Source organism: Streptomyces sp. NPDC088725 (genome assembly GCF_044751305.1).
GTDB lineage: Bacteria > Actinomycetota > Actinomycetes > Streptomycetales > Streptomycetaceae > Streptomyces.
Genome location: NZ_JBIVLO010000001.1, coordinates 72385 through 90621, shown reverse-complemented (window position 1 = coordinate 90621; position 18237 = coordinate 72385). Strand labels below are relative to the sequence as shown.

Here is an 18237-nt window from a genome sequence, read left to right as displayed (position 1 = left end):
TTCACCCCATCAGGTGACACCAGCCCCAGGTGGTGGGGTAAGGCCCTGCTGGTACGCGTATCGCACGGCCTGTGCGCGGTCACGCACGCCGGTCTTGGCGAAAAGGTTGTTGATGTGGGTCTTCACCGTGGCCGCCCCGATGTGCAGCCGCGCCGCGATCTCCTTGTTGGAGAGCCCTTCGGCGACCAGCGTCAGCACCTCGGCCTCGCGGGCGGTGAGCCCGTCGGGCAGCTCGGCGGGGACGGCGCGCTCCGGCGGCGCGGTGACCCGCTCCAGCAGGCGGCGCTGCACGGAGGGCGCGAGCCCGGCCTGTCCCGCCAGCACGTCCTTGACGGCCCGGACGATCTCGTCGCCTCCCGCGTCCTTGGTCAGATAGCCGCGGGCGCCGGCCTGGAGTGCGGCGAACAGCGAGTCGTCGTCCGCGTACGTCGTGAGCACCACGACCTGGGTCGCCGGGTGTGCGGCGCGGATCCGGCGGGTCGCCTCGACACCGTCGACGCGCGGCATCCGCAGATCCATCAGGACGACGTCGGGGGCGAGTTCACCGACGAGCGCGACCGCCTCCTCGCCGTCCCTCGCCGCTCCGACGACCTCGATGCCGGACAGCAGCCCGAGCAGCATCACGATGCCCTCGCGCACCACGGCCTGGTCGTCGGCGACGATCACTCTGGCCGTCACGCGGGTACTCGCAGGCGCACGGTGAAACCTCTTTCGTCGGGTCCCGCGGGGCCGGCTTCCAGCGTGCCGCCGAGCAGCTCGGCCCGCTCCCGCATTCCGAGCAGACCGTACCCGGAACCCGATCCGCCGAGCCCGGCCGAGACCGCGTCCTCACCGCCCGAATCCCGCACCTCCAGCGTCACCTGGTCCGGCCCGTACATGAGCCGGATCCGCACCCCGGCCCCCCGGGCGTGCTTGCGCACGTTGGTCAGAGCCTCCTGGCCCACGCGGCGCACCGCCTGTGAGGCCTCGGCCGGCAGGGCGCGCGGCTGCCCCACGACCTCGACCTCCGCGCCGTCGGCCGCGGCCAGCTCGCGGAGGTAGTCCCCGAGGGGTGCCATCTCCCCGCGCAGCGCGGAGAGCGCCTGACGGGTCTCCGCTAGTCCCTCGCGTGCCATGGAGCGGGCCGCCACCACCCGTTCGAGTACCTGGTCGCGGAACTCTCCCTGCGGCTCCCGCTCGATCCGCAACCGCGCCGCCTCCAGATGGACGAGCTGCGCGGAGAGGCTGTGGGCCAGCACGTCGTGTATGTCACGGGCGATCCTGGCGCGCTCCGCGAGCGCCGCCGACTCTGCCTCCGCCGCGTGCGCGGCCCGTTCCTGGGCCAGCAGCCGGTGCGCGCTGCCCCGCGACTCGGCATCCAGCCGCAGGACATATCCGATGAGCGCGAGGCCCGCGACCGAGATCGTGGTGATCAGCCATGCGGCTTGATTGGCCAGCGCGTACGCGCCGAGGGCGACGGCGGCGCTGGGCAATGCCGCGGCCAGCGGCAGCCGTTGGAGACCGACGATCGCGCAGCCGCACCAGAGGAAACCCGCCAGGGTCGCGAACCCGGCCAGGTGGGCGCCGAGGGCTCCGGCTGTCAGCAGGCCCAGCAGCCCGAGCGAGGGCCACAGGTCGTGCCGCAGGGTGTTGCGGTAGAAGGCCCGCGCGCAGTAGGCACCCGCCAACGCACCCGCGGCGAACGCGAGCGCACCCCAGGGGGACACCGGGTGGTCCTGGAAGCTGGCCCAGAGCACCGCGCCCAGAGCCGCGAACCTGCTGAACCGGGCCAGCCGGCGCCGCGCGCTCACGCGGCCGGCGCGGGAAAGAGCCTCCCGCGAGGGCCATCGCGTCAGAACGTCCGGAATCGCCTTGTCAGAACCTCGCGGGATCACACACGGTCCTTCCCCTGCGCGGCTGCCACGCTCCCACCGTACGGCCGCTCGCCGGCGAACGGCCTGACGCCTCCCGATCCCGCCCGACGCCGGAGCAGGCCCCTGCGAACCAGCAGGAAGACCGCGAGCGTGAGCAGCAGGACTCCGCTCCCCTGGTGGACGCCCATCAGCGAGCCGAGGCCCATCAGCCCGAGCCGCACCACGAAGCCGCCGAGCCAGAACAGCACGCTCAACTTCGTGGCGCCGGCCCAGGTCGAGCCGTCTGGCTCGGTCCATATGCGGCTGCTCCAGGCCCAGCCCATCGCCATGAGGAGACCGGTCACCAGCCCCGCGCCGAGCAACAGGAGCGACAGCGCACGGGCGTCCGCGTCGAGGAAACCGCCCGGCTGGCTGAAGGCGACGGCAACGAGAACCGCGGGCATGACCAGCCACTTGTGTCCCCCGCCGGTGAGCCGCTGGGGCCTGAACTGCCGTACCAGCACGAGCACCACGACGGCGAGGATCAGGAGAGTACTGAGAATCGAGGACAAGGCGTGCCTCCGAGGGGCGAAGAAGTTCAACGCCTGTGACAGTACGGAGAAACGCCAGGTCAGCGGATCGGAGCAGAGGTTGATCGGAGGTGGAGATCTGCCCTCCACCCGTGGGTGGAGGGCAGAGTGGCCGGCGCCCGGCCCTACCTGTCGATCACGCGTCGATGCGCGAGCGGTCCAGGGTCGCCGCCGAGCTGGTGATGAACTCCTTACGCGGTGCCACCTCGTTGCCCATCAGCAGGTCGAAGATCTGCTCGGACGATTCCAGGTCCCCGATGTTGATCCTCCGCAGCGTGCGGTGGCGCGGGTCCATCGTGGTCTCGGCCAGCTGGTCGGCATCCATCTCACCGAGGCCCTTGTAGCGCTGGATGGAGTCCTTGATCCGGATGTTCTTGCGCCCGAACTCCAGCAGGGTCTTCCGCAGCTCGTTGTCCGAGTACGTGTAGACGTACTTGTCCTGGCCCTTCTTGGGCTGCACCAGCTCGATCCTGTGCAGCGGAGGCACCGCGGCGAAGACCCGCCCCGCCTCCACCATCGGCCGCATGTAGCGCTGGAAGAGCGTGAGCAGCAGGATGCGGATGTGCGCGCCGTCGACATCGGCGTCGACGAGCAGCACGATCTTGCCGTAACGGGCCGCGTCGATGTCGAACGTCCGGCCCGAGCCCGCCCCTATGACCTGGATGATCGCGCCGCACTCGGCGTTCTTCAGCATGTCCGAGACGGAGGCCTTCTGAACGTTGAGGATCTTCCCCCGGATCGGCAGCAGCGCCTGGAACTCACTGTTCCTGGCGAGCTTGGCCGTGCCGAGCGCGGAGTCGCCCTCCACGATGAACAGCTCGCTGCGCTCCACGTCGTCGCTGCGGCAGTCGGCGAGCTTGGCCGGCAGCGAGGACGACTCCAGCGCGGTCTTCCTGCGCTGCGCCTCCTTGTGCTGCCGGGCCGCGATGCGGGTACGGGCGGCGGCGACGGCCTTCTCCAGGACCGATCGTGCCTGCGCCTTGGCATCGCGCTTCGTCGACGTGAGGAACTCCTTGAGCTCCTTGGCGACGACGTTCGACACGATGCGGCTGGCCGCCGACGTGCCGAGGATCTCCTTCGTCTGCCCCTCGAACTGCGGCTCGGCGAGCCGCACGGTCACCACGGCGGTGAGACCTTCCAGGGCGTCGTCCTTGACGATGTCGTCCTCGGCGACGCGCAGCATCTTGGCCGAGCGCAGCACTTCGTTGACCGTCTTGGTCAGCGACCGCTCGAAGCCGCTCACATGCGTGCCGCCCTTGGGGGTGGCGATGATGTTCACGTACGACCTGATGGTCGAGTCGTAGCCGGTCCCCCAGCGCAGAGCGATGTCGACACCCAGCTCGCGGGTGACTTCGGTGGCCGTCATGTGCCCCCGGTCGTCCAGCACCGGCACGGTCTCCTTGAAGGAACCCTGCCCGGTCAGCCGCAGCACGTCGGAGACGGCCTTGTCCTGTGCCAGGTACTCGCAGAACTCGCTGATGCCGCCGTCGAAGTGAAATGTCTCCTCGATCGTGCCGTTGCCCTCGTTCTCCCCCTCGGCACGCTCGTCCCTGACGACGATCGTGAGCCCGGGGACGAGGAAGGCCGTCTGACGGGCACGCTGGTGGAGGTGCTCCAGGGAAAGCTTGGCGTCCTTGAGGAAGATCTGCCGGTCGGCCCAGTAGCGCACGCGCGTACCGGTACGGGTCTTGGGCACACGCTTGCCCTTGAGCAGCCCGTTCGCCGGGTCGAAGGGGCTGTCGGGGCCCTGCTCCGTGAACATGCCGGGGACCCCGCGCCGGAAGCTGATCGCGTGCGTGGCGCTGTTGCGGTCCACCTCGACGTCCAGCCGGGCGGAGAGGGCGTTGACCACGGAGGCACCCACACCGTGCAGACCGCCCGAAGCGGCGTACGAGCCGCCGCCGAACTTTCCGCCCGCGTGCAGCTTGGTCATCACGACCTCGACGCCGGAGAGCCCGGTCTTCGGCTCGACGTCGACCGGGATGCCCCGGCCGTTGTCCTTGACCTCGACGGAGCCGTCCTCGTGGAGAATCACGTCGATGTGGTCGCAGTAGCCTCCCAGGGCCTCGTCGACCGAGTTGTCGATGATTTCCCAGAGGCAGTGCATCAGGCCGCGGCTGTCCGTGGACCCGATGTACATACCGGGGCGCTTGCGGACCGCTTCGAGCCCCTCAAGGACGAGCAGGTGCCGCGCGGTGTAGTTGGAGTCGTCACGGTCTGCGGTCAGCAGCGCAGTGGACGGCACGGACGTCTCGGCGGTCACGCGGTTCGCTCCTCGCTGAATTTGAGATGTGGCCTTTTGGGGTAAGGCCCCGGCGTCTGTCACCGGTCAGAGGGTACAGAGGCCTGGTAGAGCCGTTGTCACGCCACCCTCACCCAAACTCATGCTAGTCCAACCTCGCATAGGTGTTCGATCGCTCGATGGAGTGAAGCACACGTCACGTTCCCTTCCAGGCATGAACCATTTAGGCTCCGGGCACGTCCTCATCAACAAACCGGCAAGCCGGCCGGGAGGGCACCCCCGAGCGAACGACTGCCAAAACGACTGACCAGCGACTGCCAAGCAACGCGAAATCCGTAAAGCTAAGCAATACGGCTCATTCGCCGCCAATCGTCCGCAGCCAGCCGGATCGGAAAGAAGTTTCGACGAAATGCCGAGAGCGGGAACGTTTTCGGCCTGGTTGGATGTTGACCCTGGTACGACAGCTCGTCGAGCTAGAGAAGAGGCGACGTGACTACTGTTCTGACCCCCGCAAGCCCGCTGACGGCGGCTGACCGCTGCGACCGCTGCGGCGCACAGGCTTACCTGCGCGTCGTCCTGTCCAGCGGTGGTGAACTGCTCTTCTGCGCCCACCACGGACGCAAGTTCGAGCCGGAACTCAAGAAGATCGCCGCGGAAATACAGGATGAGACCGACCGACTGACGGCCGTACCGGCCGGCGGCGGTGAAGAGGAACACTGACACCTCGCATCCACGACGAGCCAAGGGCCGGTCCTGGACCTGCCGACGGGCGACCCCCCTGCAACCCAGGGTGGCCGCCCGTTCTCACGTCGTGGCAGGCGCGGGGTGACCGGCGTCAGCGCCCGGCGGCCGAGCCGACCGCCTCGGCGACCAGCGCCTGTCCCGCGGTGACGCGGGTGTAGACCCCGGGACTCTGGGCCTGTCCGCAGCCGCTGCCCCAGGACACCAGCCCGATGAGCCGTCCACGGGCCACCAGCGGCCCGCCGCTGTCTCCCTGGCACGCATCGTGCCCACCGCGCGGATCGCCCGCACAGAGCATCGTGGAGGCGTCGTAGCGGCCCCCTGGCCCACCGGGATACGCCCGTGCGCACTCCGAGTCGGCCAGGACCGTCACAGGCGCGGAGCGGAGCGCGTACGCGTAGGAGGCGTTACCCGTCGTGTCACCCCAGCCGAAGACCTCGGCCGGGGTGCCGGGAGCGGAGGCGTCATCACCCGACTGCGCCGGCTCGAGCGCGTAATTCGCGGGAAGCGCCTCGGACAGGGTCAGTACGGCCAGGTCCGACGCGTTGGTGCGGGGGTCGTACGCCGGGTCCACCTTGTAGGACCGTACGGCGACCTCTTTCCCGTCCGTCCCGCGCAGCCCGTCGCGGCCCGCGATCACCTTGAGGTCGCCCACATGGTTCTCCGAGCCGCCGAGAACGTCCTTGCTCACGCAGTGAGCGGCGGTCAGCACCTTGGTCGGCGCCACGACCGCGCCGCCGCAGAACTGGCCCGCGCGGGCGGTGCCGAACCGGTCACGGCTGGACAGCGCCACGACCCACGGACTGTCCGCGATGTGAGCGGGGCCGCCCCCGATGACGACGCTGTCGGCCGCCGCGGGCACGGACGAGGCAAGTGGCAGCGCGACCCCCGTGCCGATCAGGGCCAGCCCTCCTGTGAGTACGCGGGCAAGGGAGTGGCGCATACGGTCTCCTGACTCTCCGGTGCGAACTGATCCACTCAGCGTTACCCAACAGGACGTGAGCCGCATCGCGAAAACGCGTGAGGGCCCGGATTCCTCAACGGAATCCGGGCCCTCACGCGTACAGAGGACTTAGTCCAGATAGTCGCGCAGAACCTGCGAACGCGACGGGTGGCGCAGCTTCGACATGGTCTTCGACTCGATCTGACGGATGCGCTCACGCGTCACGCCGTAGACCTTGCCGATCTCGTCCAGCGTCTTGGGCTGGCCGTCGGTGAGACCGAAGCGCATGGAGACCACGCCCGCCTCACGCTCGGAGAGGGTGTCGAGCACCGAGTGCAACTGCTCCTGGAGGAGCGTGAAGCTCACGGCGTCGGCCGGAACGACGGCCTCGGAGTCCTCGATGAGGTCACCGAACTCGCTGTCACCGTCCTCGCCCAGCGGGGTGTGCAGCGAGATCGGCTCACGGCCGTACTTCTGGACCTCGATGACCTTCTCGGGGGTCATGTCGAGTTCCTTGGCCAGCTCCTCCGGGGTGGGCTCACGGCCTAGGTCCTGGAGCATCTGGCGCTGCACGCGCGCGAGCTTGTTGATGACCTCGACCATGTGCACCGGGATACGGATGGTGCGGGCCTGGTCGGCCATGGCGCGGGTGATCGCCTGACGGATCCACCAGGTGGCGTACGTGGAGAACTTGTAGCCCTTGGTGTAGTCGAACTTCTCGACCGCGCGGATGAGGCCGAGGTTGCCCTCCTGGATCAGGTCCAGGAAGAGCATGCCGCGACCGGTGTAGCGCTTGGCCAGCGAGACCACGAGCCTGAGGTTCGCCTCAAGCAGGTGGTTCTTGGCGCGGCGCCCGTCCTCGGCGATGATCTCCAGCTCGCGCTTGAGCTTCGGCGCGAGCTTGTCGGCGTTGGCCAGCTTGTCCTCGGCGAAGAGGCCGGCCTCGATGCGCTTGGCCAGCTCGACCTCCTGCTCGGCGTTGAGGAGCGGGACCTTGCCGATCTGCTTCAGGTAGTCCTTGACCGGGTCGGCCGTGGCGCCGGCGACGGCGACCTGCTGGGCAGGCGCGTCGTCCTCGTCGTCGTCGGAGAGGACGAAGCCCTTGTTCTCGCCTTCGCCTTCCTCCTCCTCGACCTTGCCGGCCTGGACTTCCTCGGTCGCCTCTTCGCCATCGGCGAGCTCGTCGGCGTCCTTCTTGGCGGCGGTCTTCTTGGCGGTCGTTTTCTTGACCGCGGTCTTCTTGACAGTCGCCTTCTTGGCCACGGTCTTCTTCGCCGCGGCCTTCCTGGCGGGGGCGTAGGCCTCGTCGGCCGACGCGTCACCGGCTTCCGCCGGAGTCGCTGTGGCGGCCGCGACAGTCTTCGTCGTGGTCGTCTTGGCTGCGACAGTCTTGGTGGCGGTGCGCTTGACCGGGCTCTTCGCTGCGACGCTCTTGCGGGTGCGCTTCGGCGACTCCGCTGCACTGACCATCAGCGTCACACCCTCTTCCTCGAGGATCTGGTTGAGGCTGCGCAGAACATTCTTCCACTGGGTTGGCGGAATCTGGTCAGCGTCGAAGGCCCGACGCACGTCATCGCCGGCGATCTGCCCATCAGCCTTTCCCCGCTCGATGAGCGCCATCACAGACTCGGACTCGGCGATCTCCGGCGGGAGCGTACGGGATGTGCTGGCCGACACGAACAACCTCTCGGAACGATGGAAACGGCTTCCGGCCCCGCCCAGGATCGGGCCGGAGCCGACGTCCGCCGGCTGGGGATGTCACCGACGGCGCGGGCTGGTACCTCGGAGGTGGAATACAGCGCCGCCCTCAGCGGTCGTATTCCCGTTCCCTCCTCGGGTATCACCTCTTAAGTCATCGCACTGCCTCGAGGAGTGTTACGCCCAATCCACGTGGCCCGAGTCACACCCCATTTGCGACAAGCGAGCCATAGGGGGACTCAACCCCCACAATCATGCCGCCGGACCCCAGGTCCGGCGACACGATGCGCACATCCCCGTACGCCCCGGCCCACGGGCAGTGCTCCGCACTCAGTGCTCGCGCGGCGCGGGCACGACCCGCTCCACTTCCGGGTGAACCGTCAGCAGCTGGCGCATGGCCGATTCCGCGGCGTTCCCGTCGCCCGAAGCGAGGGCGGTGACGATCCGCCCGTGATGGCCGAGCGAGGCGTCGGTCGGCCGGTCGCAGCCGGTGATGGGGGCACCGGAAACCTGGAGAGCCGAGGAGACGATGCCCGAGAGGTGTTCGAGCATGCGGTTGCCCGCGAGCTGGATCAGCAGGCTGTGGAATTCGGCGTCCGCCCGCGCGAAGGTGATCGAATCACTCTGTGTGAGGGCATGGCCCATAATCTCCACCATGTCGGAAAGCCGCTGCTGGACGTCCTCCCGGCCGTGGCCGGCCGCCAGCCGCGCGGCGAGCGGCTCGATCGTCCAGCGCAGCTCGCTCAGCTCGCGGCGCTGATCGTCACGCAGCGGTCCGAACGCCCGCCATTCAATGATGTCCGGGTCCAGGAGGTTCCAGTCACTGACCGGACGGACTCGGGTACCGACATTGGGGCGGGCGCTCACGAGGCCCTTGGCCTCAAGAACGCGCAGGGACTCCCGCACCACCGTGCGGGAGACCTCGAAACGCTGGCCGATCTCCTCAGGTACGAGCGGCCGGTCGGCACCCAGGTCACCGGAGACGATCATCTGGCCGAGCTGCTGAACGAGCTGGCCGTGCAGCCCGCGGCCGCGGCTGCCCGCGGAACGCCGGCCCATCCGGCCCAGATCGGCGTCAGGGCTGTCCCACACGGGGGCAGACCCGCGGTCGGCGCCGGGCGCCTCCGCGAAGGGGTAGCGGTCGATTTCACCCGGGCCGGCGAGGCCGGACTCGGCGGAACGGGCGGCGGTCATCATGGTGTGCGCAAGGGTACTCACGCATCATTTGTCGGCGTTGCTTCCATCACCCTTGAGGTCTTTGGTGAAAAGCACACGAAAGGGTGATCGGCGCCTGCCCTTCGATTGACGCCTTTGACTCCTTATCGGAAAGAAGCGGGCTTTATCAGGGGAGTTACGGACAGCAGGACCTGCTTCGGTCGTTCCTCGGTCACCAACGGGCCCTCCGCCGAAGGCCGGTGACCAGATATGCGCAGAGCAAGGCCGAGAGTGACAACGTCAGCGCTGCCGCGACCGGTTGGGCGGCCAGCCGGGCCGTGGCGATCAGCCAGTGGTCGGCCCGGTGCGGCCATTCCAGCCACGCGAGCTCGCGCAGCCTGGCCGGAAGTCCGACGATCGAACGCGCGGACGGCCCCGCGAGCACCCGCTGGACGAGCGGAACGACCAGGACGGGCACCGCGATGACCGCGGCCACTCCGGCGGCCGTGACCCGGAAGACTCCGGCGCCCAGCAGTCCCGCCCAGGCGCATCCCACCGCGAACCCGGCCCAACCGGCACCGAGCGCGGACCAGTTGTCCGGCACGGGAACGGCCGCGGCGCCGTACACGAGCCGCAGCACTCCGGCGTCGGCCGCCGGCACAAGGAGCGCCAGCAGCAGCGCCGTACCCGCCGTGACGGCGAGCTTGGCAAGAAGCAGACCGAGACGGCGCGGGACGGTGCCGCGCGCACCGGCGAGGGCCGGATGCCTGAACTCGTCACCGAACGAGAGCGCGCCGATCAGCCCCGCTCCGAGGGCGGCGGGCGGCAGGGGCAGAAAGTCCGGCCAGGCCGCGAGCAGATCGGGCAGCGGGGTGTGCCCGGTGCGGGCAAGCGGCACGGCGAGGGCCACAGAGGCGATGAGGACGGCAAGCACGATCAGGAGCGCGGTCCTGACGCCCAGCATGCGGCGGAGTTCGTAACGCACCGGCCTGAGCGGACTGCGGGCCGGGCGCGCCGGGCGCGGCGGCGGGATCGGCCCGGGACTGCCGGCGCCCGGAGCCACGGCGCGAGCCGGCGCGGGCACGAGCACGGCGGTGGAGCCGGAACCGGAGGCAGGGGCTGAGCCAACGGAAGACATGGAAGCAACGGAAGCGACGGCAGGTACGGCAGGGACAGGGGCGGTCACAGGTACGGGGACGGGGCCCGCGTCGCCGGTCTCGTCGGCGAGCTGATGGACGAGGACGCCGTGCCGGAAGGCGGTCTCGCCGATCTCCGCGCAGTTGCTGCCGTACACGGAGATGCGGCTGCCCCCCTCCGCGACCACTTCGACCGAGCGGCGCTCCGCCCTGGCCTCCCGCTGCAACGCGTCGGCGAGGCGGGCCGCGTGGGGGGTCCTGACCGCGACGCGGGGACGCAGTCTGGTGCGGGCGAAGGAGGCGACGTCCTGGTCGGCGATCAGGCGCCCCCTGTCGATGGTGACGACCCGGTCGGCGGTGCGGGCGGCCTCCTTGGGGTCGCTGGTCGTGTACAGGACGGCTCCGCCGTGCTCGGCGTGGGTCCGCAGCAGCCCGTGCATCCAGGCGCTCTCGCGGGGCGAGAGGCCCCGGGAAGGCGCGTCGAGCACCAGCGTGTGCGGGTCGCCCAGCAGTGCGGAGGCGAGCCCGAGCCTGCGGTCCATGCCGACGGAGAGTGTTCCCAGACGTTCACCGCGGAGCGCGCCGAGACCGACGATGTCGAGCAGTTCGCCGGCGCGCGCGGCGGGCACGCCGGCAGCGGCGCAGAGCATCCGGAGCTGTCCCCCGGCCGTCCGGCCGGGGTGTCCTGGCACATCACCGAGCAGGACCCCGATCTCATGGGCCGGGTGGGCGATGCGGTGGAGCGGGCGGCCGCGGAAGTAGGTGATTCCACGGCCTCGTTCGAGTTCGAGCATCAGCCTGAGCGCGGTCGTCTTGCCCGCTCCGGGGGCGCCGAGAAGCGCCGTGACGCAGCCGGTCCTGGCCTCGAAGGTCAGATCGTCCACGGCGGGCGGGAGGTCTCGGCGGGGGTTGCTGGTCAGTCCGATGGCCTGGAGCATCGCTTCTCTCGCGGAAAGGTGAGACCGCTGCGGCAGAGTGATTACTCCAGCAAGATAACGCGATATGTCCGACTTGCGGCGCAGGACGAACTGTGCGGGTGTCAGACGGTCCGCTCGCTCCGCACCCCGGGCGTCAGATCTCCGGGCGCAGCATCGGCGGATTGAGCACGGTCGCGCCACCGGCCCGGAACAGCTGGGCGGGCCTGCCGCCCTGCCGTGTGGTGGTACCTCCGGCCGGGACCAGGAACCCCGGAGTGCCCGTCACCTTGCGGTGGAAATTACGGGGATCGAGGGCGACCCCCCACACCGCCTCGTACACCCTGCGCAGCTCGCCGACGGTGAATTCCGACGGGCAGAAGGCCGTGGCGAGTGAGGAGTATTCGATCTTGGAGCGGGCGCGCTCCACCCCGTCCGCGAGGATCCGCGCGTGGTCGAAGGCGAGCTGAGCGGGCTGCTCCTCCTCACGGGCGAAACCACTCTCCTGGCTGAGCAGCGCTTCGACAGTCGCCCAGCGGGCGCTGTTGGCGTCACCACCCGCGCGGGGCGCGGGCAGGTCGGGCGAGAGCGCGAGATGGGCCACACTGACCACCCGCATCCGCGGATCGCGCCCGGGATCCCCGTACGTCGCCAGCTGTTCGAGATGCGCGGCGTTCCCGGGCGCGGGGGACAGCGGGTCGTGCGCGCAGAGTCCGGTCTCCTCGGAAAGCTCACGCGCCGCCGCGGTGGCAAGGTCCTCGTCGGCCCTGACGAAACCGCCGGGCAGTGCCCAGCGGCCCTGGAACGGCGTCTCCCCGCGCCGGACGACGAGCGCGCAGAGTGCGTGGCGGCGCACGGTGAGCACGACCAGGTCGACCGAGACAGCGAAGGGCGGAAAGGCTGACGGGTCGTAGGGCGACATGCCGTGATCATAGTCGTCTGCCTGACGATAATCACTCGTTCCGGCAACTGCCGTGTCTGCTTCTTCCTGTCTCATGTCCCCAGCCGCAGCCCTGCGGCCGCTTCCTCCACCATGCCGAGACCCATCCTGCTGACGCGTACGGCGAAGGGCTGTTCCGCGACACGGAGCCCGGAGAGCCGTACGGCTCCGAGTGGGGCGGCCCGGAACGGGCGCAGGGCGACCGTTCCCCCGGGTGCGTCCGGGCGGACGCCGGCGAGCACCGCGAGCAGGTGGACGCCCGCGGCGGCGGCCACGGCCGCCGGACGGCACGCGGCCGGGTGCGGCACGGGGACACCGCCCGCGGTGCGCTGCTTCCCCGCGTACATCTCGGGCAGCCGGTGGCCGAAGGACTCCGCCGCGTCCAGCACACCGCCGAGCAGGGACGCGGCCTCCTTCTCGTATCCGGCGACCGCCAGACCCGTGACGGCCACCGCCGTCTCATGGACCCGTACGGCGCCGGCCCGGTGGCCGAACGGGTTGTGGCCCGGTTCCCTCGCGCCCAGGCCGCGCAGCCCCCAGCCCGAATCGAGATCCGGGGCCCCGAGCAGTCTGGCCAGCTGCTCGGTCCGCACGCCGTCCAGCAGCCCCTGGGCATACGCCCCCTCGCCCAGCAGACCGGTGTCCAGGAGATGAGCCGCGCCGCCGCTCAGGTAGGGCAGCAGCCTGCCGTCGGAGGTACGGGCGGCGGCGGGACGACCGCCGGTACGGTCGTCGGCCCAGAAGGCCTCCCGGAACCGCAGGCGCAGGCCGTGCGCCCACTCGCGCCAGCTGTCCGCGCCGGGACGGCCGCACGCCTCCAGCAGATCGGCGCCGAGCAGCGCCGCGCGGTGTGCGTGTGCCTGGGTCTCCGCGCGCTGCGGTCCCCCTGGCCCCGGCTCCCCCAACAGTCCCCCGTCGCCGGCATTGGTACGCAGCCACCGCAGGCAGCGCTCGGCCGCGGGCAGCAGCTCGGCGAGATCCCGCTCGGGAAGACCCCAGCGGCGTGCCTCCGCGAGAACCGCCGGAAAGGCGAGGGTCGCCTCGATGCCTGTGCAACTCGGTGGCAGATGCGGGCCCGCGTCCCGCAGGGGCCCGGGGATGAGCCCTAAGTCGGCTCCGGAACCGGCGACTTGCGTGCGGGCGAGCGCGCGGAGTGTACCCGCCGCGAGCCGGGTACCGAGCGGCAGAACCATCCGTGCCGCCCAGAGCCCTTCCGCGGTGGGCGGCCCGCAGCGCCAGGGGACACCGGCCGCGAGGTAGACGTCCGCAGGCCCGCCCGGTCCGCGTCGCAGAAGCGCCCTGAGGTCTCCGGCGCTCGCGGCGAACAAGGGCCGCACCCTGGAGTCGTCACCTTCGGCCGCCGCCTCGGGCAGCGGATCGCCGCCCGTCCTCCCCGTCGGCCTGACCGGGCGGTCGGAACGGATCCGCAGCTCGATCGTGTGGCTCGCGCCCGGTCCCAACTCGACGTCCCAGCGCAGAAGTCCCGCCGAGGCCAGCGCGGTGGTGGGCGCCGGGTCCGCGGTGACGGTCGCGTACCTGCCGTCGGGGGCCGACCAGCGCAGTCCTGCGGCATGGACGACCGCCGGCAGGGCGGGCCCGGGACGGCCCGCCGAGATGGCGGCCAGTTCCGCGAGATCGGTACCGAGGGTGATCTCCAACGGAAACCTGCGGGGCCCGGGGGCGCTGCTGCGCAGAGTGATCCGTTCGGTTCCTTGCGCGTCCCGGATCCGCTCCACGCTGAGCTCCGGGTCGGGTCCGCGGTCTGCCGGGGTGCGGACCACGGCGACGAAGCGGGCCCGGTCCGAAGCGACCAGCCTGCCCTGCAAGGCGACGGGCTCGCGTCCCGCGACGCGCAGCCGGCAGCGCGCCAGCAGCCGGCGGCCCGACTGGTAGAAGCCGTCGAGCCCCTCACCGATGAGCTGGCCGTCGCCGGAGGAGAAGGTGAGACACGGGAGAGCGACGCAGACGATCGCCCCGTGCACCGACGGCAGTTCACCGGGTGACGCGGGCCTGGGCCGCTCGTCTCGCGATGACGCGGTGCGTGCGGCGGGGATACGCCCGGCGCCGGTTCCTGAGGGAGGGACAGTGAGGGCCATGGGTGGTCTGTTGTGCCTTCCGTGCGCTCCGAGGAGCCACCGCTCTCGACGGCGGCGCGGCTCGTACGACTCCGCCACACAGGTGAACTGCCGCACGGGCGGCCGGGTCACGGCCGTCATCGCCTCGTCCTGCTTCCACGCTGTCCGCCGCGCCTCGTCCCATGGACCCGTGCGACCCCGGAACCGGGGCGCCGGGTGCCTGAGGGGGTGGTCTTCCTCGCCACCGGCCCACCCGCCCGACGGAATTCGGCCCGGCACTGTTCGGCCCGGCGCTGTTCGGCCTGGCGGGGTGCGGTCCGCCTGCCCGGTCCCCGTGTCCCGGCCCCGGTGCGCGAGACGCGCTCCCGGCGCAGACACGCACGCAGCGTCTCCGGGTCCATCCCCTCGTTGCACGCCTGGTGCAGCAGCCGCGCGAAGACATAATCCGGATCGAGACGCAGGGCGAGACCGAGGGCGACCCGCGCGCCGGGCTCGTCACCCGTGGACCACGCCACCCAGCCGGCCAGAGTCAGCGGAGCCGTCGCATGCTCCGCGTACGAACCGACGCAGCGGCGGGCCAGCGCACGCCACAGCCGCAGCGCGGGCTGCGCGGACGGTCCTTCCATCCACTCCGCCGCGCGGTCCCTGGTCTCCCGGTCCTGGAGGCCGAGGATGACGACAGCCGCCTCCTTGTCACCGATGAGCTTGTCGTCCTCGGCGTCGGCGTCGGTCCCCGCGCGGCCGGAGCCCGGCAGCTCCCCGAGCCGCTTCATGAGCCTGCGGGCCATCGCCAGCGTCTCCGAGCCGACCTGTTCACGGTTTCCGCCGAGGAGAATCCTGGGCACGAGGTCGGCTCCCGCCTCGTCGAGCACCCGCTCCTGTTCCAGAGCGGCCGGAGTACGCGAGGGCTCCAGACGCGCCTCCATCTCCCGCAGTGATCCACGCACTTGAATGCCCGCGTAGGTGGCGGCGGCGGCCATGACCGTGGTGCCGGGCAGGGCGAGTCCCGTGCCCTCCGGCGGACAGCACCGGGTGTCGGGGCAGCAGTAGGACCAGTAGCGGCCGCCGGAAATGCACAGCGCCTCGTGCACCGGCACGTCAAGGCTTCCGCAGGCAGTGCGCAGCCGCTGCGCGAGCGGACGCAGGCGCTCCATCACCTGGCCGCCGGTCTCACCGTCCGCCGGGTCCTGGCAGACGAAGACGACGATCCCGTCGGGGCGGGCGCCGCGGCGCTCGCTGCCTTCGACGAGGCACTGCGCCAATTGTTCGGCCACCGGCTGCCACTCCTGCGGCGAGCGGGGAATACCGAGCCTGAGCCGTCCGCCGAAGCGTCCGCTGACGCCGTGCAGCGCGACCAGGACGATCGAGTCCGTCGGATGGAAACCCATCAAATAGGGCAAAGCGTCTGCGAGTTCCGCAGGACCCCGCAGGGTGATCTGCTGCTCGTCGGTGGATCCGGTCGATTCGTGGCGCTTGTTCATGCCACGACCGTCCCGCGGACGTCCAGATCCCGCGACCCCTGTGGATAACTTTATCCACAGGCCGGCGGCCGCATTCGCGGTTTGTCCGGACCATCGGGTTGCATGGGGGCCATGACCAACGCAGAACGCACAGCCCTCCGGGAATCGGCCGACTCCGTACTCGCCCGCCTGGTCGGTGACACGACGGGCACCGCCCAGCTGCGTGAGGACCAGTGGCGGGCCATCGAGGCGCTTGTCGCCGACCGGCGCAGGGCGCTCGTCGTCCAGCGGACAGGCTGGGGCAAGTCCGCGGTGTACTTCGTCGCGACCGCCCTGCTGCGCGAGCGCGGCGCGGGCCCGACCGTGATCGTCTCCCCGCTGCTCGCGCTGATGCGCAACCAGGTGGAGGCGGCGGCGCGGGCCGGAATCCGGGCCCGCACGATCAACTCGTCCAATCCCGAGGAATGGGACACGATCCAGGACGAGGTCGCCGGCGGCGAGGTCGATGTCCTGCTGGTGAGTCCGGAGCGCCTCAACAATCCGGATTTCCGCGATCAGGTTCTGCCCAGGCTCGCCGCCGCCACCGGTCTGCTGGTGGTGGACGAGGCACACTGCATCTCCGACTGGGGCCACGACTTCCGCCCCGACTACCGGCGACTGCGCACGATGCTCGCGGAGCTGCCGTCCGGCGTCCCCGTTCTCGCCACGACCGCCACGGCGAACGCGCGGGTGACCGCCGATGTCGCGGAGCAGCTGGGGACCGGGGCGGGGACCGACGCGCTCGTACTGCGCGGGCCGCTGGACCGGGAAAGCCTCAGCCTCCACGTGCTGCGGCTGCCCGACGCCGCGCACCGGCTGGCGTGGCTGGCCGACCATCTGACCGAGCTGCCCGGGTCCGGGATCATCTACACCCTGACGGTCGCCGCGGCCGAGGAGGTCACGGCGTATCTGCGGCAGTGCGGGCACACGGTCGCCTCGTACACCGGCAGGACGGAGAACGCGGAGCGGCAGCAGGCGGAGGACGACCTGCTGGCGAACCGCGTCAAGGCGCTGGTGGCCACCTCCGCGCTCGGCATGGGCTTCGACAAGCCCGACCTCGGCTTCGTGGTGCATCTCGGCTCACCCTCCTCCCCCATCGCCTACTACCAGCAGGTGGGCCGCGCCGGGCGCGGTGTGGAGCATGCCGAGGTACTGCTCCTTCCCGGCAAGGAGGACGAAGCGATCTGGCAGTACTTCGCCTCGGTCGCCTTTCCGCCCGAGGAGATGGTCCGGCGCACGCTCGATGTCCTGGCGCAGGCGGGCAAACCGCTCTCGCTGCCCGCTCTGGAGCCGCTGGTCGAGCTGAGGCGCACCCGGCTGGAGACCATGCTCAAGGTGCTCGACGTGGACGGAGCGGTGCGCCGGGTGAAGGGCGGCTGGACCACCACGGGCCGCCCGTGGGTGTACGACACAGAGCGGTACGCCTGGGTGGCGCGCCAGCGGGAGACAGAGCAGCGGTCGATGCGCGACTACGCGGCGTCGGCGGGGTGCCGGATGGAATTTCTGCGGCGGCAGCTGGACGACGAGCTGGCCGCCCCCTGCGGCCGCTGCGACAACTGCGCGGGGGCACGGTTCACCGACAAGGTGTCCGGGGCGGCCCTGGACGCGGCGCGCGGGGAACTGGGCAGGCCGGGCGTCGAGGTGGAGCCAAGGAAGATGTGGCCGACCGGGCTCTCCGCCGTCGGTGTCGACCTGAAGGGACGTATCGCCCCGGCGGAGCAGTCCCTTCCCGGCCGGGCGCTCGGGCGGCTGTCCGACATCGGCTGGGGCAACCGGCTCCGGCCGCTGCTCGCCCCGCACGCTCCGGACGCTCCGGTGTCCGCTGATGTGGTGGACGCGGTGGTGAGTGTGCTCGCGGACTGGGCGAAGGGGCCGGGCGGTTGGGCCTCCGGCGCCCCCGACGCGCCGCCGAGGCCGGTCGGGGTCGTCACCGTCGCCTCCCGGAGCAGGCCGCGGCTCGTCGGTTCGCTCGGCAGCCGTATCTCCGAGGTCGGCCGGATGCCGCTGCTCGGCTCGGTCGCGTACGCCCCGGAGGCCGCCGACAGCCACATGTCCCGCACCAACAGCGCCCAGCGCGTGCGGGCGTTGCACGAAACGCTGACCGTGCCGCCCGAGCTGGCCGCGGCTCTCGCGTCGGCCGGCGGGCCCGTCCTGCTCGTCGACGATCTCTCGGAGAGCGGCTGGACACTCGCGGTGGCCACGCGGCTGCTCCGCAGGGCGGGTGCGGAAGGCGTATTTCCCCTGGTCCTCGCCGTCCAGACCTGACAGCAAGCATCACTCATGGCTTTCTGGGCAGGGATATCAGGGTCATACCCACCCTTTCCCGTCAGCCGCGTCAATTGCTCGTTGCCGCACGCCCGCAGGGCAGCGAGAATTGGACACGCCCCGCACGGTCCGGCCCCTGTCCGCCGGGCTGCGCCACGGCGCCCCCACTCGACCTTGCCCGCACTGTGGGCGCGTATGCGAAGGGAG

13 protein-coding genes are annotated in these 18237 nt (G+C 70.7%); 2 read left to right on the top strand and 11 right to left on the bottom strand.

Annotation, left to right across the window (positions count from 1 at the left end):
• Window positions 1-9: 9 nt before the first annotated feature.
• From ACIP6N_RS00365 to ACIP6N_RS00350, 4 genes are all read right to left on the bottom strand, one after another.
• Entirely contained in the window at window positions 10-678 is a 669-nt protein-coding gene (locus ACIP6N_RS00365) for a response regulator (protein WP_401811646.1), read from the bottom strand.
• Window positions 675-1790: a sensor histidine kinase gene (locus ACIP6N_RS00360; protein WP_401811644.1), complete on the bottom strand. Its 1116-nt coding sequence runs from the start codon at window positions 1788-1790 to the stop codon at window positions 675-677. Before ACIP6N_RS00360 ends, ACIP6N_RS00365 begins: the two co-directional genes overlap by 4 nt.
• An 80-nt stretch (window positions 1791-1870) precedes the next feature.
• A complete protein-coding gene (locus tag ACIP6N_RS00355; protein WP_401811643.1) occupies window positions 1871-2404 on the bottom strand; it encodes a DUF1453 domain-containing protein in 534 nt (177 codons plus the stop codon).
• Between the two features lie 154 nt (window positions 2405-2558).
• Window positions 2559-4685 (bottom strand): type IIA DNA topoisomerase subunit B, encoded by a 2127-nt coding sequence (locus tag ACIP6N_RS00350; protein ID WP_401811642.1) that lies wholly within the window; start codon window positions 4683-4685, stop codon window positions 2559-2561.
• A gap of 468 nt (window positions 4686-5153) precedes the next feature.
• Here ACIP6N_RS00350 and ACIP6N_RS00345 point away from each other — a divergent pair, with 468 nt between their 5' ends.
• Window positions 5154-5384 (top strand): hypothetical protein, encoded by a 231-nt coding sequence (locus tag ACIP6N_RS00345; RefSeq protein ID WP_040025353.1) that lies wholly within the window; start codon window positions 5154-5156, stop codon window positions 5382-5384.
• A gap of 115 nt (window positions 5385-5499) precedes the next feature.
• On the opposite strand, the gene ACIP6N_RS00340 is transcribed toward ACIP6N_RS00345, so the two are convergent.
• The 7 genes from ACIP6N_RS00340 to ACIP6N_RS00310 form a co-directional block, all read right to left on the bottom strand.
• Window positions 5500-6348 (bottom strand): S1 family peptidase, encoded by an 849-nt coding sequence (locus ACIP6N_RS00340; RefSeq protein WP_401811641.1) that lies wholly within the window; start codon window positions 6346-6348, stop codon window positions 5500-5502.
• A gap of 129 nt (window positions 6349-6477) precedes the next feature.
• On the bottom strand, window positions 6478-8025 hold the full coding sequence (locus ACIP6N_RS00335; protein ID WP_401811640.1) for an RNA polymerase sigma factor: 1548 nt from the start codon (window positions 8023-8025) through the stop codon (window positions 6478-6480).
• A 351-nt stretch (window positions 8026-8376) separates the two neighbouring features.
• Window positions 8377-9264, bottom strand: a complete 888-nt coding sequence (locus ACIP6N_RS00330) for a FadR/GntR family transcriptional regulator (protein ID WP_401811638.1) — start codon at window positions 9262-9264, stop codon at window positions 8377-8379.
• 169 nt (window positions 9265-9433) lie between these two features.
• Window positions 9434-11275, bottom strand: a complete 1842-nt coding sequence (locus tag ACIP6N_RS00325; protein WP_401811637.1) for an ATP-binding cassette domain-containing protein — start codon at window positions 11273-11275, stop codon at window positions 9434-9436.
• Window positions 11276-11408: 133 nt separating this feature from the next.
• Entirely contained in the window at window positions 11409-12173 is a 765-nt protein-coding gene (locus tag ACIP6N_RS00320; protein ID WP_401811635.1) for an NUDIX hydrolase, read from the bottom strand.
• 71 nt (window positions 12174-12244) lie between these two features.
• Window positions 12245-14173: a glycogen debranching N-terminal domain-containing protein gene (locus ACIP6N_RS00315; protein ID WP_401811634.1), complete on the bottom strand. Its 1929-nt coding sequence runs from the start codon at window positions 14171-14173 to the stop codon at window positions 12245-12247.
• A gap of 230 nt (window positions 14174-14403) precedes the next feature.
• Window positions 14404-15747, bottom strand: coding sequence for a DUF4192 domain-containing protein (locus ACIP6N_RS00310; RefSeq protein WP_401811632.1), 1344 nt, complete (start codon window positions 15745-15747; stop codon window positions 14404-14406).
• A 111-nt stretch (window positions 15748-15858) separates the two neighbouring features.
• Here ACIP6N_RS00310 and ACIP6N_RS00305 point away from each other — a divergent pair, with 111 nt between their 5' ends.
• The gene (locus ACIP6N_RS00305; RefSeq protein ID WP_401811631.1) at window positions 15859-18030 is read left to right on the top strand and encodes a RecQ family ATP-dependent DNA helicase; all 2172 of its coding nucleotides are present in this window, start codon (window positions 15859-15861) and stop codon (window positions 18028-18030) included.
• Window positions 18031-18237 lie beyond the last annotated feature (207 nt).